We start from the raw sequence: 18,208 nt of genomic DNA, 5'->3' as shown, positions 1-18,208 counted from the left end.
CGGACCGGCAACCGGCGGTCCGTTGCGCATTAAGGCCGGGCGAAATAATTGCTGGCTGGGAACCTGAGCTGAGGGGATCTCCGGCGCTGCATGCAAATGTTTCATCGCTGAAGACTCCTCAGCGGCTGTCGATAAAGCCGCTCCCAGGCCTTGCGGGCTTACGGAGCGCGTGATGTCGGCGATTTTCCGGTACCACGAGGAGTTCGAAATGAAAGCAAGAGCACTGTTTGTCGCGCTCGGTTCTGCCGCGCTGTTGAGCCTCACGCCTGTCGTTTCTGCACAGCAGTCGGGCGTGGTCAATGTCGAGTTGCGAAATGTGGCGAACAACATCGCCAAGAATATCAACGTCGACGTGAGCCAGATTCCCGTGACCGTCCAGGCGCCCGTGAGCGTTGCCGCGACCGTGTGCGGGATCGAAGCCGCGGTGCTCACGCAGCAGGCGACAGGTGGGAATGCGACCTGTACGGCCAAGAGCACTTCGTCCGCACTGGACCAAATCGTCCAGACCCAACTTAAAGGAACCACGCAAAAGTAAGGACGAGCCTGTGACGACTGTTACGTCCGCGAGGCCGCGGCACGATCTTCGCGTCGTGCCCGGCTGTTTTCGGCGTGCATTCCGCACATAGGCCGGCCTTGGATGTCCATGGACTTCGCCGAACTTCCTCAAACCGGCATGTTCATGATGTCCTGATAGGCTATAACTTCGTCTATCTTTCTGATTATACTGTTTTTTTTGCGCACGCTGCACGTCCGCTACACACATTTTTACACACAGGTAAGGACGGACGCTATGGCATCGCGGCGGCCGCCGTGAGAAGGAACGGAGCGACGTTTGTTGCGAGGGCGTAAACAGTCTCGCCGCCATTCCTGATCTTGTCGATCGCATCCGCCGCTTCAGCAACGTTTTTGACCAAGGCGGTCGTACGATCGAGTAAGGTTCTTGCTGGCTCGGCTGCTCTTGCAAGCTCAGCTTCAAGGCGCGACCTTTCTAGGCCGTATGCGCCTGCAACTGTCCGCAACGCCTGTTCGATCGGCTTCACTCCCCGAACGCGGTAGACTCGGAGCGCTGCACGTATCGCATCTACCTGCCGTTGCACGAAGGCGCGCAGGTAGGGGGCCATCTCCGTTTCCTGCAAACTCTTCTCCAGTGAGTCGAGTTCGCTTCGCAGAGCCGCCAGTTCGTCCGCGGCCAGGTCGTTTTCGTCTTCGTCACGAAGTGCCCAGTTCGCCCAGTTAAAGGTCAAAGCGTTTTCCGACCTCGAAACCTCATCCTTGAGACCGCCCCATGACTGGTTCAAGTACACGGGTGAGGCGGTGTTACGAAAACGCCTCATCGCCACTTCAAAAAGTTCCTCCGGCGCCCCCATCGCGAGCAAGCTTGTCTGCAGAAGTTCCATTTCCGCTCTCATTGCCTGCAGGCAAGTTACGACTTCATCGTCCAGGGACGGACTATCAGTCGGAAGCTCAAAGACTTCAGCCCATACCTTAATCATTGGCAGATCGTTAGCTCGTGCGGTGCCGATGAGCCGGGTATAGATCGAAAGAAGACGTCCGGCTGTGTTCATGGCTGCTCCTGTTTGGCGACAGCCGGATTATGCCGCCTGTCATTCGCCCGCTGACAAATGGGTGGCAGCCCGTACACTGGTCGCTTGCGCTGGCGCTCCCTGAGTGGTGAAGCCTCGAACGCTTCTGCTGGACTGCAGTGCTACTCGATCGCGGCGCAGCGACTCAAAAGTCCCCGAAGTTCATCTTCAGGAAGCGGACCGAAGTTTACCGGGGCGCGCGTCATACGCAGGTGAGTGCCCTGCTGAATGCTCTTGAGCTGGACAAGGTAAAAATGCTTGAAGTCGCTCATCTGGTATGCACCGATCGTGATTTCAGCTTGCTGACCGCTGGGTTGGGTTGTGACATGCAGACTTCCAGCGCCTCGGAGGTTGTTGACGTCCTGATGCTCGGTAAGGCAGCCAAGCACCGCATCGATAGGCCGTGCTGTGTCCACCTCAAAATTCGGAGCCGCTGCGCGGAGATCATGGAGCGGCACCCCTTGGCAGCCGAACAGGCACACAAGACAAAGTAACGTCCCTAAAGCCCTGCCGAACTGGAAACCCATGTCTGCACCCATACAGTATTTGACGCGAATATACATGACACATGGTGGTCTGCGCCCCCGTCGATCTGCTGCGACTACAGTTAACCGAAGGCCACCTTGAACACTTCCTCAAACGTACACATGAGTGCCCGGTGCCGCGGGCTGGTTGGCTGCACGGACCATTCGCGGCACACCCATCGCCCCGGCGCGTCGTGCGACCGCGTCCAGAAGGACTGAACCGCGTTGTGATCGCACAAGACGCTTCGATCGCATCGGCGATCAGTAGCGGCTTGTTCGTGAATTCGAGCTGGCACGTCTGGAGCAGGGTGTTGAGGCCGAGCGCGACCCCCTGCTCGTAACCCTCGCCTAATTTTGATGGATGAACGGTCGCTTGGTTTCTCGCAGCTTCCGTAGCTCGCCACCCATGCAAGTGTCGTCAGGATCTTCCCTTACTTGTAAAGGAGTCCGCCGGGTCGCTTCTGCTTGACGATCACATCAATCACGGCGCCCTCGATCTGACAGGCAAGTTCGCCTCCCCTGGCCGGATGCTGCTTCCGCATTGAAGCGTCCACCCGTCAAAGGGTAACGTCGCGCTCATACAAATACTTCTGGAACCCCGCGAAAACGCGCCCGATCTCGTCCGGACGTCCCAATTCGGAAATGGCGTCGGCGATCAAGTCTCGATATTTCAGCCTCAGTAGGGGCGTCGGCTTCGCCTGGGGCAGGGGTTGGTCAGTGGGACATCCACAACCCTGAACTGATCGCTCCGGCCAACTCCGTATAGATACTCACTTGCGTCATAATCCGGCGCATGGAAACTCGCCTCTCTCTTCGATACACCGGTCCCGCCGTTGATGCTGGCGCCATGGACGTCTATGAAGCGTCAGCCAACATGATCGCGTTTTCGGAGTTTATGGTCGCTGCAGTCAAGACGTCCTACGGCAATTCGACGGAAGCGCGGGCCGAAGTAGCCGGATTTGCCCAAGGTTCGTTCGTCACGGACCTAGTCTTCACGGTCGGCGGGCCGGCTGCATCGCTGTTCTCCGCATTGACGCCTGACCATCTCATCACAGTCGTCAAAGAGGCCTTTGGCCTCTGGAAGCACCTGAAGGGTAGCCCACCGGCAGCGGTGACTCAGGCCGGTCAGCATGTTTTCGTGACGAACAACTCCGGTCAGGTCATCCAGGTGCAAACGGATACGCTGAACCTTGTCTTCAACGAAAAAGCGACCGATGCAGTTGGCCGCTTCGTACGCGAAGCAGTTAACCAGCAGGGAGTTGATGCGGTCGAGATTGCAGCAGCAAAGGACCCGATCGCGTGGGTTACACAGGCCGAGGCAGCCTCGTTTGTGCCGGTCGTCAAGGAAGCTCTAGTGTCTGAAAACGTCGTCCGAATGACGCTGATCCTGGTTGCGCCTGTGTTTCAGGACGGCAACAAGTGGCGCTTCAGCGACGGTGCGACGACATTCTCGGCCGCGATCCTCGATGAAGCATTCCTCGAGCGAGTGAACGGCGGCGAGCGATTCGGAAAGGGTGATGCACTTGAAGTCGAGATGCTCATCGTGCAGACACGAAGCGCCAGCAAGATCAGCCTTGATCGCTCCGTACTAAAGGTTATTGAGCACCGAGAAGCAGCCCAGCAAACACGCCTACTATAGCCGCGTCAGCCACACCGCCCAATTGGGGCTCTCGTTTCGCGACGAGCACGAGCGTTCACATCGGCATCCACCCCTCACCGAACGCACGTGCCTGCTGCAGCACGAGGTCAATGGCTGCCTCCTGCTGGTCCGGCGGATACTTGTACTTGCGAAGAATGCGCTTGACCATGATCCGTAGCTTTGCCCGAACGCTCTCGCGCTCGGCCCAGTCCACGGTCAGGTTCTGGCGCAGGTTCTCGGTCAACTCGTGGGCGATCTTCTTCAGCGTCTCGTCGGTCAGCTCGCGGACGGCCGACTCGTTGTTGGCGAGCGCATCGTAGAAACGGATCTCGTCTTCGGTCAGGCCCAGTTCCTCACCCCGGTGCGCGGCGGCGTGGAACTTCTTCGCCATCTCGATCAGCTCTTCGATGACCTGCGCCGTCTCGATCGCGCGGTTCTGGTAGCGCTTGATGACGTTGCCGAGCAGCTCGGAGAATTTCTTCTCCTGGACGATGTTGCCGGCGAAGTGTGACTTGATCTCGCCTTCAAGCAGCCGCTCCAGGAGTTCGACCGCGAGGTTGCGCTCCGGCAGGTTGCGCACCTCGGCGAGGAACGCCTCATCGAGAATCCCGATGTTCGGCTTGTCGAGGCCGACCGCGTTGAAAACGTCCACGACCTCGTCAGACACGACGGCTGAGCTGATGATCTGGCGGATCGCCAGTTCTCGGGCCTCGTCGGTCGTCTTCTGCTGCGTGATGTCGCGCTTGATCAGGATGACTTTCACCGCCTGGAAGAAGGCGACTTCCTCGCGGATTGCCTTCGCCTCGTCGAGCGTGCAGCAGAGCGTGAAGGCCTTGCTCATCGCGAGCCCCTGATCGGCGAAGCGCTTCTTGCCGTCCTTCTGGCCGAGCACGTGGTTCGCGGCGCCGGCCAGCCGCTTGTGCCCGGCGGTCAGGAAGTCGCTGTAATCGTAGCCGTACAGCATGCCGCGCAGAATGTCGAGCTTCTCTTCGAGCAGGGCGTAAGCTTCGTTGGCGTCCACGGTCGGTCGACCGCGACCTTGGCTGGCGGTGTAGTCCTTGAGCGCGCTCTTCAGCTCGTTAGCGATGCCGATGTAGTCGACGACGAGCCCGCCCGGCTTGTCCTTGAAGACGCGATTCACCCGGGCGATCGCCTGCATCAGGTTGTGCCCTTTCATCGGCTTGTCGACGTAGAGGGTGTGCACGCACGGTGCATCGAAGCCGGTCAGCCACATGTCGCGGACGATGACGATGCGCAGCGGATCGGCTGGGTCCTTGAAGCGCTTCTCCAGCCGGCGTTTGACCTGCCCGCGGTAAATGTGAGGCCGCAGCAGCGGCTTGTCGCTGGCCGAGCCGGTCATGACGATCTTGATCGCGCCCTTCTCGGGGTCGACGTCGTGCCAGTCAGGGCGCAGCTTCCCGATCTCGTTGTAGAGGTGCACGCAGATGTCGCGGCTCATGGCTACGACCATCCCCTTGCCGGTCTGCGCCTTGTTGCGCTCCTCGAAGTGCGCGACCAGATCGGCGGCGACGCGGGCGATGCGCGGCTCGGCACCGACGACGCGCTCCAAGGCCGCCCAGCGGCTCTTGAGCTTCGCCTGCTGGCTTTCCTCCTCGTCCTCGGCGAGTTCATCGACCTCGGCGTCGACGTTCGGCAGCTCGTCCTCCTTGAGCCCGAGCTTGGCGAGGCGCGACTCGAAGTAGATCGCGACCGTCGCGCCATCCTCCTTCGCCTGCTGCATGTCGTAGATATGGATGTAGTCGCCAAAGACGGCGCGGGTGTCGCGGTCTTCGCTCGACACGGGCGTGCCGGTAAAAGCCACGAAGGTGGCGTTCGGCAGCGCATCGCGCAGATGGTGCGCGTAGCCAACCTGGTAGCGGGCAATCGGCTCGGCGGCGAGCGTCGCGACGGCATCGTTGGCGGCGTTCGCGTTGGCAACAGTGCGCGTCTTCGACGCCTTGATCGTCTTGAGCTTGGCCTCGAAGCCGTACTGCGTCCGGTGCGCCTCGTCGGCGATGACGACGATGTTGTGACGGTCGGAGAGTAGCGGGTACACGTCCTCGTCCTCGCCTGGCATGAACTTCTGGATCGTCGCGAAGACGATGCCGCCGGACGGGCGGTTGGCGAGCTTGGCACGCAAGCCCTGACGGGTCATCGCCTGGACCGGCTGCTCGCGCAGCAGATCCTGCGCCAACGAGAAGACGCCGAACAGCTGGCCATCAAGGTCGTTTCGGTCGGTGATGACGACGAGCGTCGGATTCTCGAGCGCGATTTCCTGCATGACGCGTGCGGCGAAGCATGTCATCGTGATGCTCTTGCCGCTGCCCTGCGTGTGCCAGACGACGCCGCCTTTGCCCTTCTGCGTCGAACCGGCGTCGGGGCGCGAGGCCGCGACGACCTGCGCGATCGCCGCACGTACTGCGTGGAACTGGTGGTAGCCGGCGATCTTCTTGACCAGTCCGCCGTCGTCCTCGAACAGCACGAAGAAACGCAGGTAGTCGATCAGGGTGGCCGGGGCGAGCGCGCCACGGATCAGGGTCTCGAGTTCATTGAACTCCCCCAAGGGATCCAGGTTCACGCCATCGATCGTGCGCCATTGCATGAATCGCTCGATGTCTGCCGACAAGGAACCCATGCGGGCATCCGAGCCATCGGAGATGACCAGCACCTCATTGTACTGGAACAGGTCTGGCGTCTGTACCTTGTAGGTTTGGAGCTGTTCAAATGCTTTCCAGATATCGGCGTTGGCATCAGCCGGGTTCTTCAGCTCAATGACCACCAAGGGCAAGCCATTCACGAAGAGCACGATGTCCGGACGACGAGTGTGATGTGATCCCTTCACGGTGAACTGGTTGATGGCCAGCCACTCGTTACGCGACGGATCCGTCCAGTCGAGCAGCCGGGCAAAGTCGCCCACGGTCTCACCGTTGCGCTGAACATCAACTCTCACGCCGGTCACCAGCAACTGATGAAAGCGGCGGTTTGCCGACAGAAGCGAAGGAATGCCTAGTTCCAGCACCTGCTGCAGTGCATCCTCACGCGCAGCGTGGGTGAGGTGCGGGTTCAGGCGGGCGATTGCTCCTCGAAGACGCTCGATCAGGAGTACCTGCTGGTAGCTCTGACGCTCCGGAGTGCTTCCATCTGGAGCCAGCTCAGGTCCATGGATCGGCGTATAGCCGATATCGGACAACCAGCTCAATGCTTCCTGTTCAAGTTGGTCTTCGGTCATGCAGCGACCTCCCTCATGTTCGCTCCATCGACACGATTAAAAAACATGTTCATTGTTTCGAGTGATCGACATATCTGGTCGATTTGTCGACGCCATCGACTAGACCACACTATGATTTTTAGAATGTTCGATCATTTTCCCTGCATTCCCATACAGTTACTGTTTTGCAAACCTCTCCACGCACCCTTTGCTTAAGCTCATGCTCTTGCAGGCCCAAAGTTGATACACGCTGGCATCCCCAAAACACCCCTTCAAGGCCGCCTCAAGGGTGCTGACGGAAGAATGCTGCAGTGTCAGACCCACCAATGGGGGATGATCAAAATCTGCAGGAGCAAAAGCGTAGTTCAGGTCATAGAAGCACTGCTTCAACTGTTCTCCTACCAGCCCACAGCTCTCCACAGGCTCAGCAATGAGCCGTTGACGCAAACGGAAAGCCAGTCGGTCAAGCAGCAAGAGGTCCCGCAAATGCAACTCAAGCTGTACCTGGTCGTACCTCACATCGGGTGAGCCAAGAGTTTCGATGCGCTGTAAGTAGCCATCAACGTCGATACGGGGCCAGTCCGCCACACCCTGTTCTGCCCAGCCACCTGGAATGGTCGTATCAATTTCGAGACGTTCGGGGTTCGTTTCTTTCAGGTTCTTTGCCAGCTTGGTGTGCTGATGAATTCTTCGGACTGAACCGCTACCAAGCAGCAGGATGTTGGCTTTGAGGTACTTCTCAAGCGCCTGTGCCGCAGACCAAAGAAACAAATGTGACTGCCTCTGAAAAAAGGCAAATCTTGCAGTCAGGTAATCCCTGTCACCAGTGAAGATGAACGACTCGATGATAATTTCATTCGCGTTGAGAACAAAGCGGTCTCGTTGCTCATGCGGCAAGGCATTTAAAACGGACGGGTCAATTTTCATCCGCCACCTCGGGTAAGCGAAGCCGGCCGGAGATCAGACGCGGGAGCAGAGTGTCGCGGAGGGTGGCCAGGGTTTGGGCCTGGCGTTCGTTTTGGGTCAGACGGTCGAACAGGGTGGCAGTGATATTGATGAATGCCGCAATCACTTGTGGCGATGGCACCAGCACAGATATGGGGCGAAAAGCCTTTTTGCTAATTTCCATGAAGGTCGATCCGTTAGCCCTGCCCTTGATGTTCTCCATGTTTTGCCTGCACCAAAAAAGCAGGAACAGCGGCGGCAAGGTACTTTGCGGCAACATGGCGATGTAGCCCTGATTGATGGCAAGCGGAACCTGTGCAATCGCCAGATAGCCAATCGGAGCACGCGAAGACATCAGCAGAGTGCCAACTGGTAGCAGGCCGGAACTGACCTTGCTCAACCCTTGGCGGGAGAGCTTTCTTTCGGTACCAAGCAATACCGGAGCAGAGTTGCCAGACAAATCCTTCGGGGTGGTCCAGCAATATTCAGGCGGTTCCCAATAGCTGGGATCCTTCGTGTCGGGTGTACCTCCGCCGGCAGTTTCGACAACCTCCCCAAGCGTCCCAATCCGCCACCCACTCGGCCCCGCCCCCAACTCCGTCTCTTCAAAGGCATCCGGAAACAGTGCAGCCGTCGCCTCGTCCATCCTTTCGGGCGCAAGGCCTTGCTGCTTGGCGCGGACCGGATCGAAGTCGACGAACCACGACTTGAACAGCGCCTGCGCGATGGCTTCGAGCGTGGCGTTGGTTTCGCGCAGAAGAGCGATGCGATTGGCAATGGCGTCTAGAAATTGTGCGATGCCACGTTGCTCCGGCAACGAGGGCAATCTGAATCGAAAAGATTCGATGCGACTTGGTGCGGTGTGAAGAATCTTCGTACCAGAGGCAGAGTTAACCAGGTGCCGATTGAACTCCGTGTACAAGAAGAGCCAGTACAAAAAATCGCGAGAAACCAGCTCTGTCTTGAGCGCGACTTTGCCGAGTCGCTGGTTATGCAGATAGATTCGCCCATCGTTAGGCACGCAGGCAGGAATCCCAAGAATTTCGCCTCCTGCCGTTTGGCATGTCATGACCAACAAGATATCGCCGGGCTGTAGCGCATAATCAGCGGGAAACGTGTGCGAGTATCGCTTTACTTGAGTTTGGTCAAAGCGGAATCCGCCGGTGTACTCAAAATTTCCAATCGCAACGACGATCGGCAAGGCGAGGTCATCTGCGCTGACGGTAAAGTACTCGCTCTTGAATGGCCACCCGTGCTTGATCTCCAGCAGATCGCCGAGCCTAGTCCAAGGCCAATCAGAACTCATACCCCAACCCTCCGAGCTTCTGCCGGATCAACTGGTCGAGTTCCGCCCCCTTCGCCATCTGCTCGCCGAGCTTCTCGGTCAGCTTCTGCATCTTCTCGGCGAACGCCTCGTCGTCGTCCTCGACTTCCTCCGCTCCGACATAGCGCCCCGGCGTCAGCACGTGGCCGTGTTTGGCGATCTCAGCCAACCCGACACTGCGGCAGTAGCCCGGCTGGTCGGTGTACTCGCCCGCTCCCGCATCGCTACGCCACGCGGCTACGGTACTGGCGATCCGCTCGATGACTTCGTCGGTCAGTTCCGCCTGCACCCGGCTGATCATGCGGCCGAGCTTGCGGGCGTCGATGAACAGCACCTCGCCGCGGCGCGTCGTCTTTCCCTTCGCTAGGAACCACAGGCAGGCCGGAATCTGGGTGTTGAAGAAGAGTTGCCCCGGCAACGCGACCATGACCTCGACGGAATCGGCCTCCACCATTGCCCAGCGAATGTCGCCCTCGGAGTTCTGGCTCGAACTCATCGACCCGTTCGCCAGCACGATGCCGGCGCGACCATTCGGCTTGAGGTGCCAGAGCATGTGCTGCAGCCACGCATAGTTGGCGTTGCCGGCCGGCGGCTGGCCGTGAACCCAGCGCGGGTCACCGGTGAGGCTCCCGTGCCACCAGTCGCTGACGTTGAACGGCGGATTGGCGAGGATGAAGTCGGCGCGCAGGTCCGGGTGCTGGTCGCGCGTGAAGGTGTCGGCCGGCTCACGGCCAAGGTTGAAGTCGATACCGCGGATCGCAAGGTTCATCGCCGCCAGCCGCCATGTCGTCGGGTTCGATTCCTGCCCGAAGATCGCCACGTCCCCGAGCTTGCCGCCGTGCGCCTCGATGAACTTCTCGCTCTGCACGAACATGCCGCCCGAGCCGCAGCAGGGGTCGTAGACCTTGCCGTGGTGCGGCGCGAGCACGGCGACGAGCGTCTTGACGATGCTGGCCGGCGTGTAGAACTGCCCGCCCTTCTTGCCTTCGGCGCTCGCGAACTGGCCGAGAAAGTACTCGTACACCTGGCCGAGCACGTCGCGGGCCTTGCCCGGATCGTCGCCGAAACCGACCGTCGAGATCAGATCGACCAGTTCGCCTAGTTTGCCGTCGGGCAACTGGGCGCGAGCGTAGCGCTTGTCGAGGATGCCCTTGAGCTTGGGGTTCTCCTGCTCGATCGTCGCCAGCGCCTCGTCGATTTGTTTGCCGATATCCGGCTGCTTGGCGGCGGCGCGCAGTGCTTCCCAGCGTGCCGACTCGGGCACCCAGAAGACATTGACCTCGCGGTAGTAGTCGCGGTCTTCAAGCTCGTCGGCGAGCAGTTCGGGATCGTCGAGGTGGTAGTCGTCGGCCGGGTCGGCGAAGCGCCGTTCCAGTTCGGCACGCCGCGCGGCGAAGGTGTCGGAGACGTATTTGAGGAAAATCAGGCCGAGGACGAGATGCTTGTACTCGGCCGCGTCCATGTTGGCGCGCAGCTTGTCTGCAGCGGCCCAAAGGGTTTTCTTGATGTCGTCGAGCATGCCGAAAGAACGGGCTCCGTGGGGATGTGTTGCACGATTTGGTTAGGCTGAATCCGCATTCGGAAGCGCCATTATGCGATGTCGTTGTCCTCTGCTTGAAGACATAAGGGTACACTGACACGACTCATCCGGTGCGCACCGTGCGAGCGAAGGCGGCATTCCCCAGCAGAAGAGGTGCCGCACAGTGACAAGCTGCCGGAAAAACAGGCAGAAGGCCGGAGGGACCGACAGGTCACCCCGGTCCGGTTGCTTTCTCTACGGCTCGTTACTGCCTTGGGTCGGCGCGCGGGCGCTTCGGCCGACTGCGCCCGGCCCTGCGCCCCCTGTTCCAACGATCCTTGCCATCACCTCGCTCACGTGCCTGCGCGCAGCGGTCGTCCAACCGATGCGCGGCACGCCGACGGCCCGGGTCCTGCCACGAACGACCTCGTCGCGCCAAAGCGACCACGGAGCTTGACGCCAACAGCGGCCAGTGGGTTATGGTGGCGCCCCCCGCCCAAGACTGACCCACGAAAACGTATGCGAACGCGTTCCGTCGTTGCCCTAGCCGCCCTGCTGCTGACAACCACTAACTATGCCGCAGGCAACGGCTTTCGCAGTTGCCCGGACGCTTTCCCGGGCCCCCCTCCGGTCATCAAGCGGTCCGCGGATTGGAAGCTGCGCGAACTGTGCTACGACGCGTTCGCACTTCTGCATTCGGGCAAAACCCGCACGCCGCTGTTCGTGGTTGAGAAGCTCACCCGCGCAAGCTTGACCGACGCGGACGACGAGGAACGGACCAATCGGTTCTTCGCCGACGCCCGCCTGCCCAGATTAGAGCGCGCGCACCTCGAGGATTACCACCAGTCGGGCTTCGACCGTGGTCACATGGCGCCGGCAGCTGACATGCCAACCGCTCGGGCGATGGCGCAGAGTTTTTCGTTGGCGAACGTGGTTCCCCAAGCGCCGAACAACAACAGGCGGGTTTGGGCCAAAGTCGAGCGGGATACCCGGGCCTACGTGAAGCGCAGCGGCTCGACCGTTCACGTGTTTACAGGCCCGGCATGGCAAGGGCACCAAGCCACCATTGGCTCCAGTCCCGTCGCGGTACCAACCCATGTCTACAAGCTCGTGTATGACGCTACCAAGAACCGCGCGTGGGCGCACTGGCTGCCCAACACTGATGAAGCTCGCCTGGGCAGGCCCATCTCGTACGAGGCGTTGACGCAGCACCTGGGGTTTGAACTGTTGCCGGGGAAGCGCCCTTCCCCCTAAACCCGGTGGTCGTGCGGCGGGAAGCTGGGATCAGGAATGGCGGCTGTCGAGTGACGGTGACTGGGTGCTTCCGACCCGATGCAGACCTTCGTGCCGCGTCCGACCGAAGTGCCGGTGACGAAGTACAGCGGCCGTTCTAGACGATTGGCCGGTGACGCCTCCTCGGTCGGAAGGGACGTTTGAAGCATGCTGATTGAACGGCACGAGTGTATCGGTCAGCAGACGCTCGGGCCTTCAAGTTGTCGGCCGTCAGCTTCCTGACGCGACGAGTTCTCGCTCTCGATCCTTTGGAGACGTTCCGGAGGCCTGTCCAGATGAGCACCCCAGGTCTTTACTGCAGGGGCGGTGGCATCGGAGCCGGCTTAGCGGTACAGTTTATCGGTGCTACTTGGTAGCGCTGAACTAGCAATCGGGGAGGGTTTCTAGCCCACCATAAGGCTGCTACGAGCCTGCCCCCTGCTTCTCTCCGACAGATCTGGCAATAATTCAGAGCTACACGCATTCGGAAGTGAATGGCCCAGTCAAAGAACACATCGAAGCTGAAGGCCTCTCACGGCGCCAGCGCGAGGCGCGCGCCCGCGACGCTGCGGTCGACGAGCGGTGCCGGGTTTGAATTCGAGGACCTGATTAGCGCCTGGCAGTTGGTGAAAGCCCTATCGGGTGAGCAGGCACCAGGCATCGGCGGCGTCACGCAGGTCCAAGCCCAAGTCTCGACCTTGGGCTGGCGCATTGACGACCTGCTGCTGACGGCCCAGCCCACGACCACGCGGCGACTTGCGATCTCGGCGAAGGGCAATTTGCAGGTGACTGGGGCCGGCCTCCCAGCTGACTTCGTGACGCGCGCCTGGGAACAATGGCGTGACCCGCAGGGACCGTTCAATCGCGCGACCGACGGGCTGGCCTTGGTGACGCTCGGCACCCATCAGGCGTTCGACCCGGCGTGGCGAGAAGTGAAGAACGCGTGCAGCGGCACGGATACGGCGCTCACGATGAGCCGCATCCGCAGCAATACGAGGCAGTCACACGTCTTCGACAGCATCCAGAAGCCCGGCGGCGCGTCCGATGAAGAGACCATCCAGCTTATTCGCCGTTTGCACGTGCTGCCGACCGACTTGCAGTTCGCGCACTCCGAGAACGAGACGCAGGCTATCGCGCAATGCCGTCGCTTGCTCGCGTCTGGCCGTGACGACGAAGCGCAGGCTCTCTGGAAGGGGCTCATTAATGTCGCCAAAGAGGTGCGCCTTCGCAGCGGGACCATTACCATCCCCGACCTGTTGTCCTCGCTCCGGGGACAGTACGGCCTCCGCCATCACCCTGATTTTGAGCGTGATTGGGAAACGCTCTCCAACATCACAGCGGACCACAAGGCGCGGATAGAGATGGAGCTGCCCTCGGGCTATGCCGTCCCCCGTACGGCGGAGAAAGCGTCGCTCCAGGCAGCGGTCGCCGACAACGCGGTCACGGTGGTCTTCGGGGAGTCGGGCTCGGGCAAGTCGGCGCTGGTCAAGTCCGTGTTGGACGGCGTATACCCGTCTTGGGACCAGGTATGGTTCGGTCCGGAACACTTGAAAATGGCGCTCAGCGCAGCGCGCCGCAGCGCCCTCCCACTGGCGCACGAGCTTTCGTTGGTGCTGAACGCCACGGTGAAGCCGCAGAACGTGCTGGTCATCGACTCTGCGGAACACATCGAAGCCGGCGAGTTCGTCGTCATCCGCCAGCTGCTTCAAGCCATCCTGCCGAATGAAGGCGAAAAGACCGAGGGTGCGTGGCGGATCCTCATCGTGACGCAGACTCCGAGTTGGGGCGAAGGCGCAGAGACGATACTCGGCGGGCGGAAAGCGCATCTCGTCGAGGTCGAAGCGCTCAAGAGCGATGCTGTGAAGCGGGCGCTTCTGCCGTCGCCCACCTTAGGCTGGTTGGCCGCGCATGACGACACGATTGCGGCGCTGACGAACCTGCGGACATTGGCGTGGGTCGTCAAGGCAGGTGCGGCGCTTGGGTCGAACGCCGGTGGATTGGCGTCTCACACCGCCATCGCCGATCACCTCTGGAAGCACTGGACGAAGGACTTGGCCGACGTGAAGGCGTTGATGATGCGCCTCGCCCAGCGAGAAGCATTGTTCGAGCGCAGCTTTGCGCTAACCGACTTGGAGCCGGCGGACACGGCGACGTTCACGAAGCGACCCAACGAGCTTCCGCTGCGTTTGAACGAGCGGACCAACCGCATCGAGTTCGAGCACGATCTCGCGGCGGATTGGGCGCGCTTCCAGTTCCTAAAGCAGATTTGGACTGACACGCCCCAATGGGCCGCTCTGGCCAGCAATCCGCTCTGGACGAACGCCCTCCGGATGCTGGGCCAGTTCCTGCTGCGAGAGCCGGCCAAGACGGCCACAGCCTGGGACGTCGCCTTCGAGGCGTCGGAGGCTGCGAGGAACGAGCTGGCGAGCGATATCCTCCTTGATGCACTCTGCTTGGACCCCGACGCCGAACGCTTCCTGACCGAACGCGTCGACCTCCTGCTCGACAACGGCGCGAAACACTTCACGCGGCTGCTTCTGCGCTTCCACCACATCGCGACAGTGCCGAGCGGCGGCGGAATGGGACTGAGCGCGGCGGTCGGCTTGTACATGGAAGCGCAGTACCGCTCGATTATTCTCGGCCGTTGGCCGCCCGTTCTCCGCTTCCTCATCGCGCAGCGGGCGCGACTAGCTGGGCTGGTTTCATCTGCTCTCGCGAAGGTCATCGAGACCTGGCTGAAGAAGACACCGCACACGCTGAGCAGCGGTGATCTGATGCCTTTCCGCCTGGAGCTGGCGGAGATGGCGCTCGCCATGGCTCGGACCGTGCAGGTCGAGAAGGGCCACGGGGTGATGTACCTGGCGCGTGAGCCGTTCCTGTACACGGCACCATTGGCTGGCGCGGCCGACCTGCCGGCCGAGGTCGGGAACTGGGCGCTCGAACTCGCGGGACGCCGAGAGATCGACGCTGACGTCAAACGGCGCATCGCCGAGGTTCAGCTACAGAAGGCAAGGGCGCACGCTGAGCGTCTGAAGACCGATGCCGAATACAAGGCGCGGCACGAGGAACGAAAGCGGATGCCGTGCTCCATCGGGTCGATCCGGGAGCGCCTGCCGCCTTGGCCGCTAGGGGCCAGCGACAAGGTCGACATGGGTTTCCGGACCGCCTGCATCAAGGAGAACGGCATCCGGTCTCTGATGCGTGCGAAGCCTGAGCTGGCGGCCGAAGTCCTGCTCGCACTCATCATCGAAGACCAGCCGGAACGGGAGTACGGGTCCGAGCGGTTCGACATGGAACTTGGCCTCGCATACCCCGAGGACGCGTACCCGACAGCCTTCTGGAAGAGCCCGTTCTTCCCCTTCTTGCAACTGGCCCCGGAAGCGGCGCTCACCTCGCTCATTGCGCTGGTGAACTTTTGCACGGAGCGCTGGGTCGCCAAGGTACTGAAGGATCGAACCGGGGCGGCTCCCGGGGTAACACTGCAATTTGCGGACGGGTCGGAGAAGACCTTCCCTGGCTGGTGGCCGGTATTCGACTGGCCGCAGTCCAATGACTCGATACGCAACGGAAACCTTTTCTGCTCTCTCGATGCGTTGGAGCGCTGGCTTACAATGCGGCTCGACGCGGGTGAGGACATTACTCCTTATACCGAGACGATACTCCGAGAGGGAAACTCTGCGGCGCTCGTCAGCGTGCTTCTCAACGTCGCCAAGTATCAGCCGTCGCTGCTGACGGGGCCACTTGCGGCCCTGATTACGTTCCCGAACCTGTTCTATTGGGACAGCGCGCGCGTGAAGCAGGTTGGCAACAACTTCATCGCTTGGAGCTGGCTCCGTGGCGGCGAGACGATGTTCAACTTCGCCCGTGACTGGACCCTGGCGCCCCATCGCAAGCAGAAGTTCCTCGATGTCGTTGTCAAACTCCTGTTGGCCGACGACGACGTTGCGCGGCGTCTTCAAGCGCTGCTGCCGACTTGGGCGCTGCCTGAAGACGAGAAGGAGGCGTTGGAGTTCAAGCTGCTCTTCGCCGCGCTCGACCGGGCCAACTATCAGACCCTGACTGACCCAGCGACGGGCGCGGAAACCCAGGGCCTTGTGTACCCCGAGAAACTGCGCCTCGAAGTGGAGTCGTGGGAAACCGACAGCGCACCAACCCTCGCGCATCTTTTCGTGCCGCACCAGTGCGAGCAGCGGCTTCGGGGCGGTCAATCGCTCAGCGACGAAGAGGCCGCGTACCTCTACAGGCTGCTCCAAGAGTGTAACGCCGGAGCGGAGGGCGAAGATGAAGACGCGAGATCGAGATGCCGTTTCGCTGCAGCGGGCACGCTTATCGCATTGGGCGGCGCTTGGCTGTCCCAGAACCCTGAAGCGCAAAAGGACACCCTCGAAGTCGTGCGCGCCGGTGTGGGGGCGTTTGCGTCGACAGGAGAGGATATCCGTGGGCTGCGCATGGGGAGCTGCCGCGACGAGTTGAAGTTCGTCGCCCACGCGGTCATGCATCTGTGGCTCGCCGATGGAGACGGCGTTCAGGAATGGGAGACTGCCGTCCTGCCCCTTCTGACGAGCGGCGACATGCGAGCGGCCGCCGTTGTGGTTGACGTCGCCTACACCAATAGAGAGCACCTTGGCACCGCGTGGTGGCGGCTGCTCTGCGCGGGGCTGTTCTGGTCGGGCCTTAACCTGCTCGCTCCGCACCACGGCTATGGCGGCGGCGCGGAGCGCGCCTGGAAGGTGTGGCTCGCGCGGCTGCGGCGCTTTCCGCTCCGTGGATCGAACGCGACGCCGGACGACCTCGACTTCGAGCGTGTGGTCGCGGGCCTAGAACGTTTGGATTTCCAGCGCCGGATGCCGCTCTACCGTGCGGGCCACCAGACTTGGCGGGGGGTGCCGGAGCGTGAACGGGGCGGCTCGCTAGACGGTCACTTCCTCGAAGTCCTGTTCAACTGGCTCATCGAAGGCGATGGCACTGGCGACCGCAACCTGGACACGCGCTTGGCGCTGCGCATCTGGGATTACGACGCCACGCGCGCCAAGTCGCGCGAGAAGAAGTATGGCGAGTACGACTTGCCGAGCCAGAACCTCGGCTACGACATCCTTCTGAAGCTTGGAGCGCTGTCGATCGCGGCGCCCGCAGGGAATGAGCGCGCAGTTTGGGAACCCGTTCTCTCCCACGGTCCAGCCGCACACTACGCGCTGCAACACTTCATTCGCGGCTTGTTCCTGCGTCTCGGGAAAGGTGACGACCCAGTAGCGTTCGAGCGCGTCTGGCGTGCCACCGCAGAGTACGGCCTCGCAGCCGATTGGTCACAACCGGGCCTCTGGTTCTACGGCGAGCGCTTGATTTGTGACCTGCTCGGCTTCGGGAACGAGGACGCCCTGTCCAGGCTGCATCCGGACGCGGCTCTGCGGATGAAGGAACTCTACAGACGCTGGGCCGCTGCACACTTGGCTCGTGACGAAGAATGCGTCACGCGCTTCTGCCACTTTCTGACGACGAACTTCGGAGCCCCGCTTCGCCTTGACGGACTTCGCTGGGTCGCTGCCGTGCTGAAGGAAGGCGAGCTTTCCGGTCGCTGGTACCGCGAGGGCACGGGCGACGCGCTGGTGGAACTCGTTGCGACGGCGTTGAGTTCCGACGGGCAGGCCCTGTCGCAACACGCTCAGGCGCGGGAGGCGCTTGTCGAGATAGCTGCTGCACTTGCACCTATGAACGTCCCAACCGCCCTAGCTCTTCAAGAGCGCATTAAGAAGCTTCGATAGACCGCTTTACGAGTCCGGCTATAGCGTCGTCGTTAAAGCAGACGTATCCGGAGCCGGGGGCACTCCGTCCGCTAACCGTGACGGTACAGTCTCTCGCAGCGACGTAATCCAACGGCAGCTAAGCCGAGTAGCAGAAGCCTACGGTCGGGCAGGTTTCAGAGGCAAGCAGTCGTCCGGATGTTGTTCACGGGACCGACGAACAGCAGCCCGCGGCGGAAGGGAAGCAGTGGGTTCCGCATGTAAGGGCATCCGGTAGACGAGAAGGAGATCGACCGTAGTTGTTCAGTCCCCAGCAGAGCAAAGGATGATGTCGGTGACTGAGCGGCTTCGTTGCTGTGCGGCGGGAATGTTCGACGCTGTGATTAAGGGGTTGTAGGGGAGGTCATAACGTATCGGCGACAAAACGAATCAAGGATGGCAGCCGGTCAAAGCGAA

Annotated in this window: 10 protein-coding genes; 4 read left to right on the top strand and 6 right to left on the bottom strand. The window is 61.2% G+C overall.

Annotated elements, in window-relative coordinates:
* The first annotated feature begins 172 nt into the window (after window positions 1-172).
* The gene (locus GO608_RS07450) at window positions 173-535 is read left to right on the top strand and encodes a hypothetical protein (protein WP_211159618.1); all 363 of its coding nucleotides are present in this window, start codon (window positions 173-175) and stop codon (window positions 533-535) included.
* Between the two features lie 253 nt (window positions 536-788).
* Here the strand turns inward: GO608_RS07450 and GO608_RS07445 are convergent, their stop codons facing one another.
* Window positions 789-1,565, bottom strand: coding sequence for a hypothetical protein (locus tag GO608_RS07445; RefSeq protein WP_169200392.1), 777 nt, complete (start codon window positions 1,563-1,565; stop codon window positions 789-791).
* A gap of 140 nt (window positions 1,566-1,705) precedes the next feature.
* Window positions 1,706-2,110 carry a hypothetical protein gene (locus GO608_RS07440; RefSeq protein WP_169200391.1) on the bottom strand — a complete coding sequence of 135 codons (405 nt, stop codon included), beginning with the start codon at window positions 2,108-2,110 and terminating at the stop codon, window positions 1,706-1,708.
* A 790-nt stretch (window positions 2,111-2,900) separates the two neighbouring features.
* Here GO608_RS07440 and GO608_RS07435 point away from each other — a divergent pair.
* Complete coding sequence (locus tag GO608_RS07435) at window positions 2,901-3,746, top strand: LAPAL motif-containing putative phage structural protein (RefSeq protein ID WP_169200389.1); 846 nt, start codon at window positions 2,901-2,903, stop codon at window positions 3,744-3,746.
* A gap of 55 nt (window positions 3,747-3,801) precedes the next feature.
* Here GO608_RS07435 and GO608_RS07430 read toward each other — a convergent pair whose 3' ends face one another.
* The 4 genes from GO608_RS07430 to GO608_RS07415 form a co-directional block, all read right to left on the bottom strand.
* Window positions 3,802-6,975 carry a type I restriction endonuclease subunit R gene (locus tag GO608_RS07430; protein ID WP_169200388.1) on the bottom strand — a complete coding sequence of 1,058 codons (3,174 nt, stop codon included), beginning with the start codon at window positions 6,973-6,975 and terminating at the stop codon, window positions 3,802-3,804.
* 156 nt (window positions 6,976-7,131) lie between these two features.
* Entirely contained in the window at window positions 7,132-7,881 is a 750-nt protein-coding gene (locus GO608_RS07425) for a HEPN domain-containing protein (RefSeq protein WP_247002935.1), read from the bottom strand.
* Window positions 7,871-9,205, bottom strand: coding sequence for a restriction endonuclease subunit S (locus GO608_RS07420; RefSeq protein ID WP_169198696.1), 1,335 nt, complete (start codon window positions 9,203-9,205; stop codon window positions 7,871-7,873). The genes GO608_RS07425 and GO608_RS07420 overlap by 11 nt, the downstream gene beginning before the upstream one ends.
* Window positions 9,195-10,742: a class I SAM-dependent DNA methyltransferase gene (locus tag GO608_RS07415; protein WP_169198697.1), complete on the bottom strand. Its 1,548-nt coding sequence runs from the start codon at window positions 10,740-10,742 to the stop codon at window positions 9,195-9,197. Before GO608_RS07415 ends, GO608_RS07420 begins: the two co-directional genes overlap by 11 nt.
* 519 nt (window positions 10,743-11,261) lie before the next feature.
* Between GO608_RS07415 and GO608_RS07410 the strand changes: the two genes are divergently transcribed.
* Window positions 11,262-11,996 (top strand): DNA/RNA non-specific endonuclease, encoded by a 735-nt coding sequence (locus tag GO608_RS07410; RefSeq protein ID WP_169198698.1) that lies wholly within the window; start codon window positions 11,262-11,264, stop codon window positions 11,994-11,996.
* Between the two features lie 512 nt (window positions 11,997-12,508).
* The gene (locus GO608_RS07405) at window positions 12,509-17,773 is read left to right on the top strand and encodes a hypothetical protein (protein WP_247002933.1); all 5,265 of its coding nucleotides are present in this window, start codon (window positions 12,509-12,511) and stop codon (window positions 17,771-17,773) included.
* The last annotated feature ends 435 nt before the right edge of the window (window positions 17,774-18,208 follow it).

This window comes from Aromatoleum buckelii (assembly GCF_012910785.2).
Lineage (GTDB): Bacteria > Pseudomonadota > Gammaproteobacteria > Burkholderiales > Rhodocyclaceae > Aromatoleum > Aromatoleum buckelii.
This window is presented reverse-complemented; position numbering and strand designations above follow the sequence as displayed.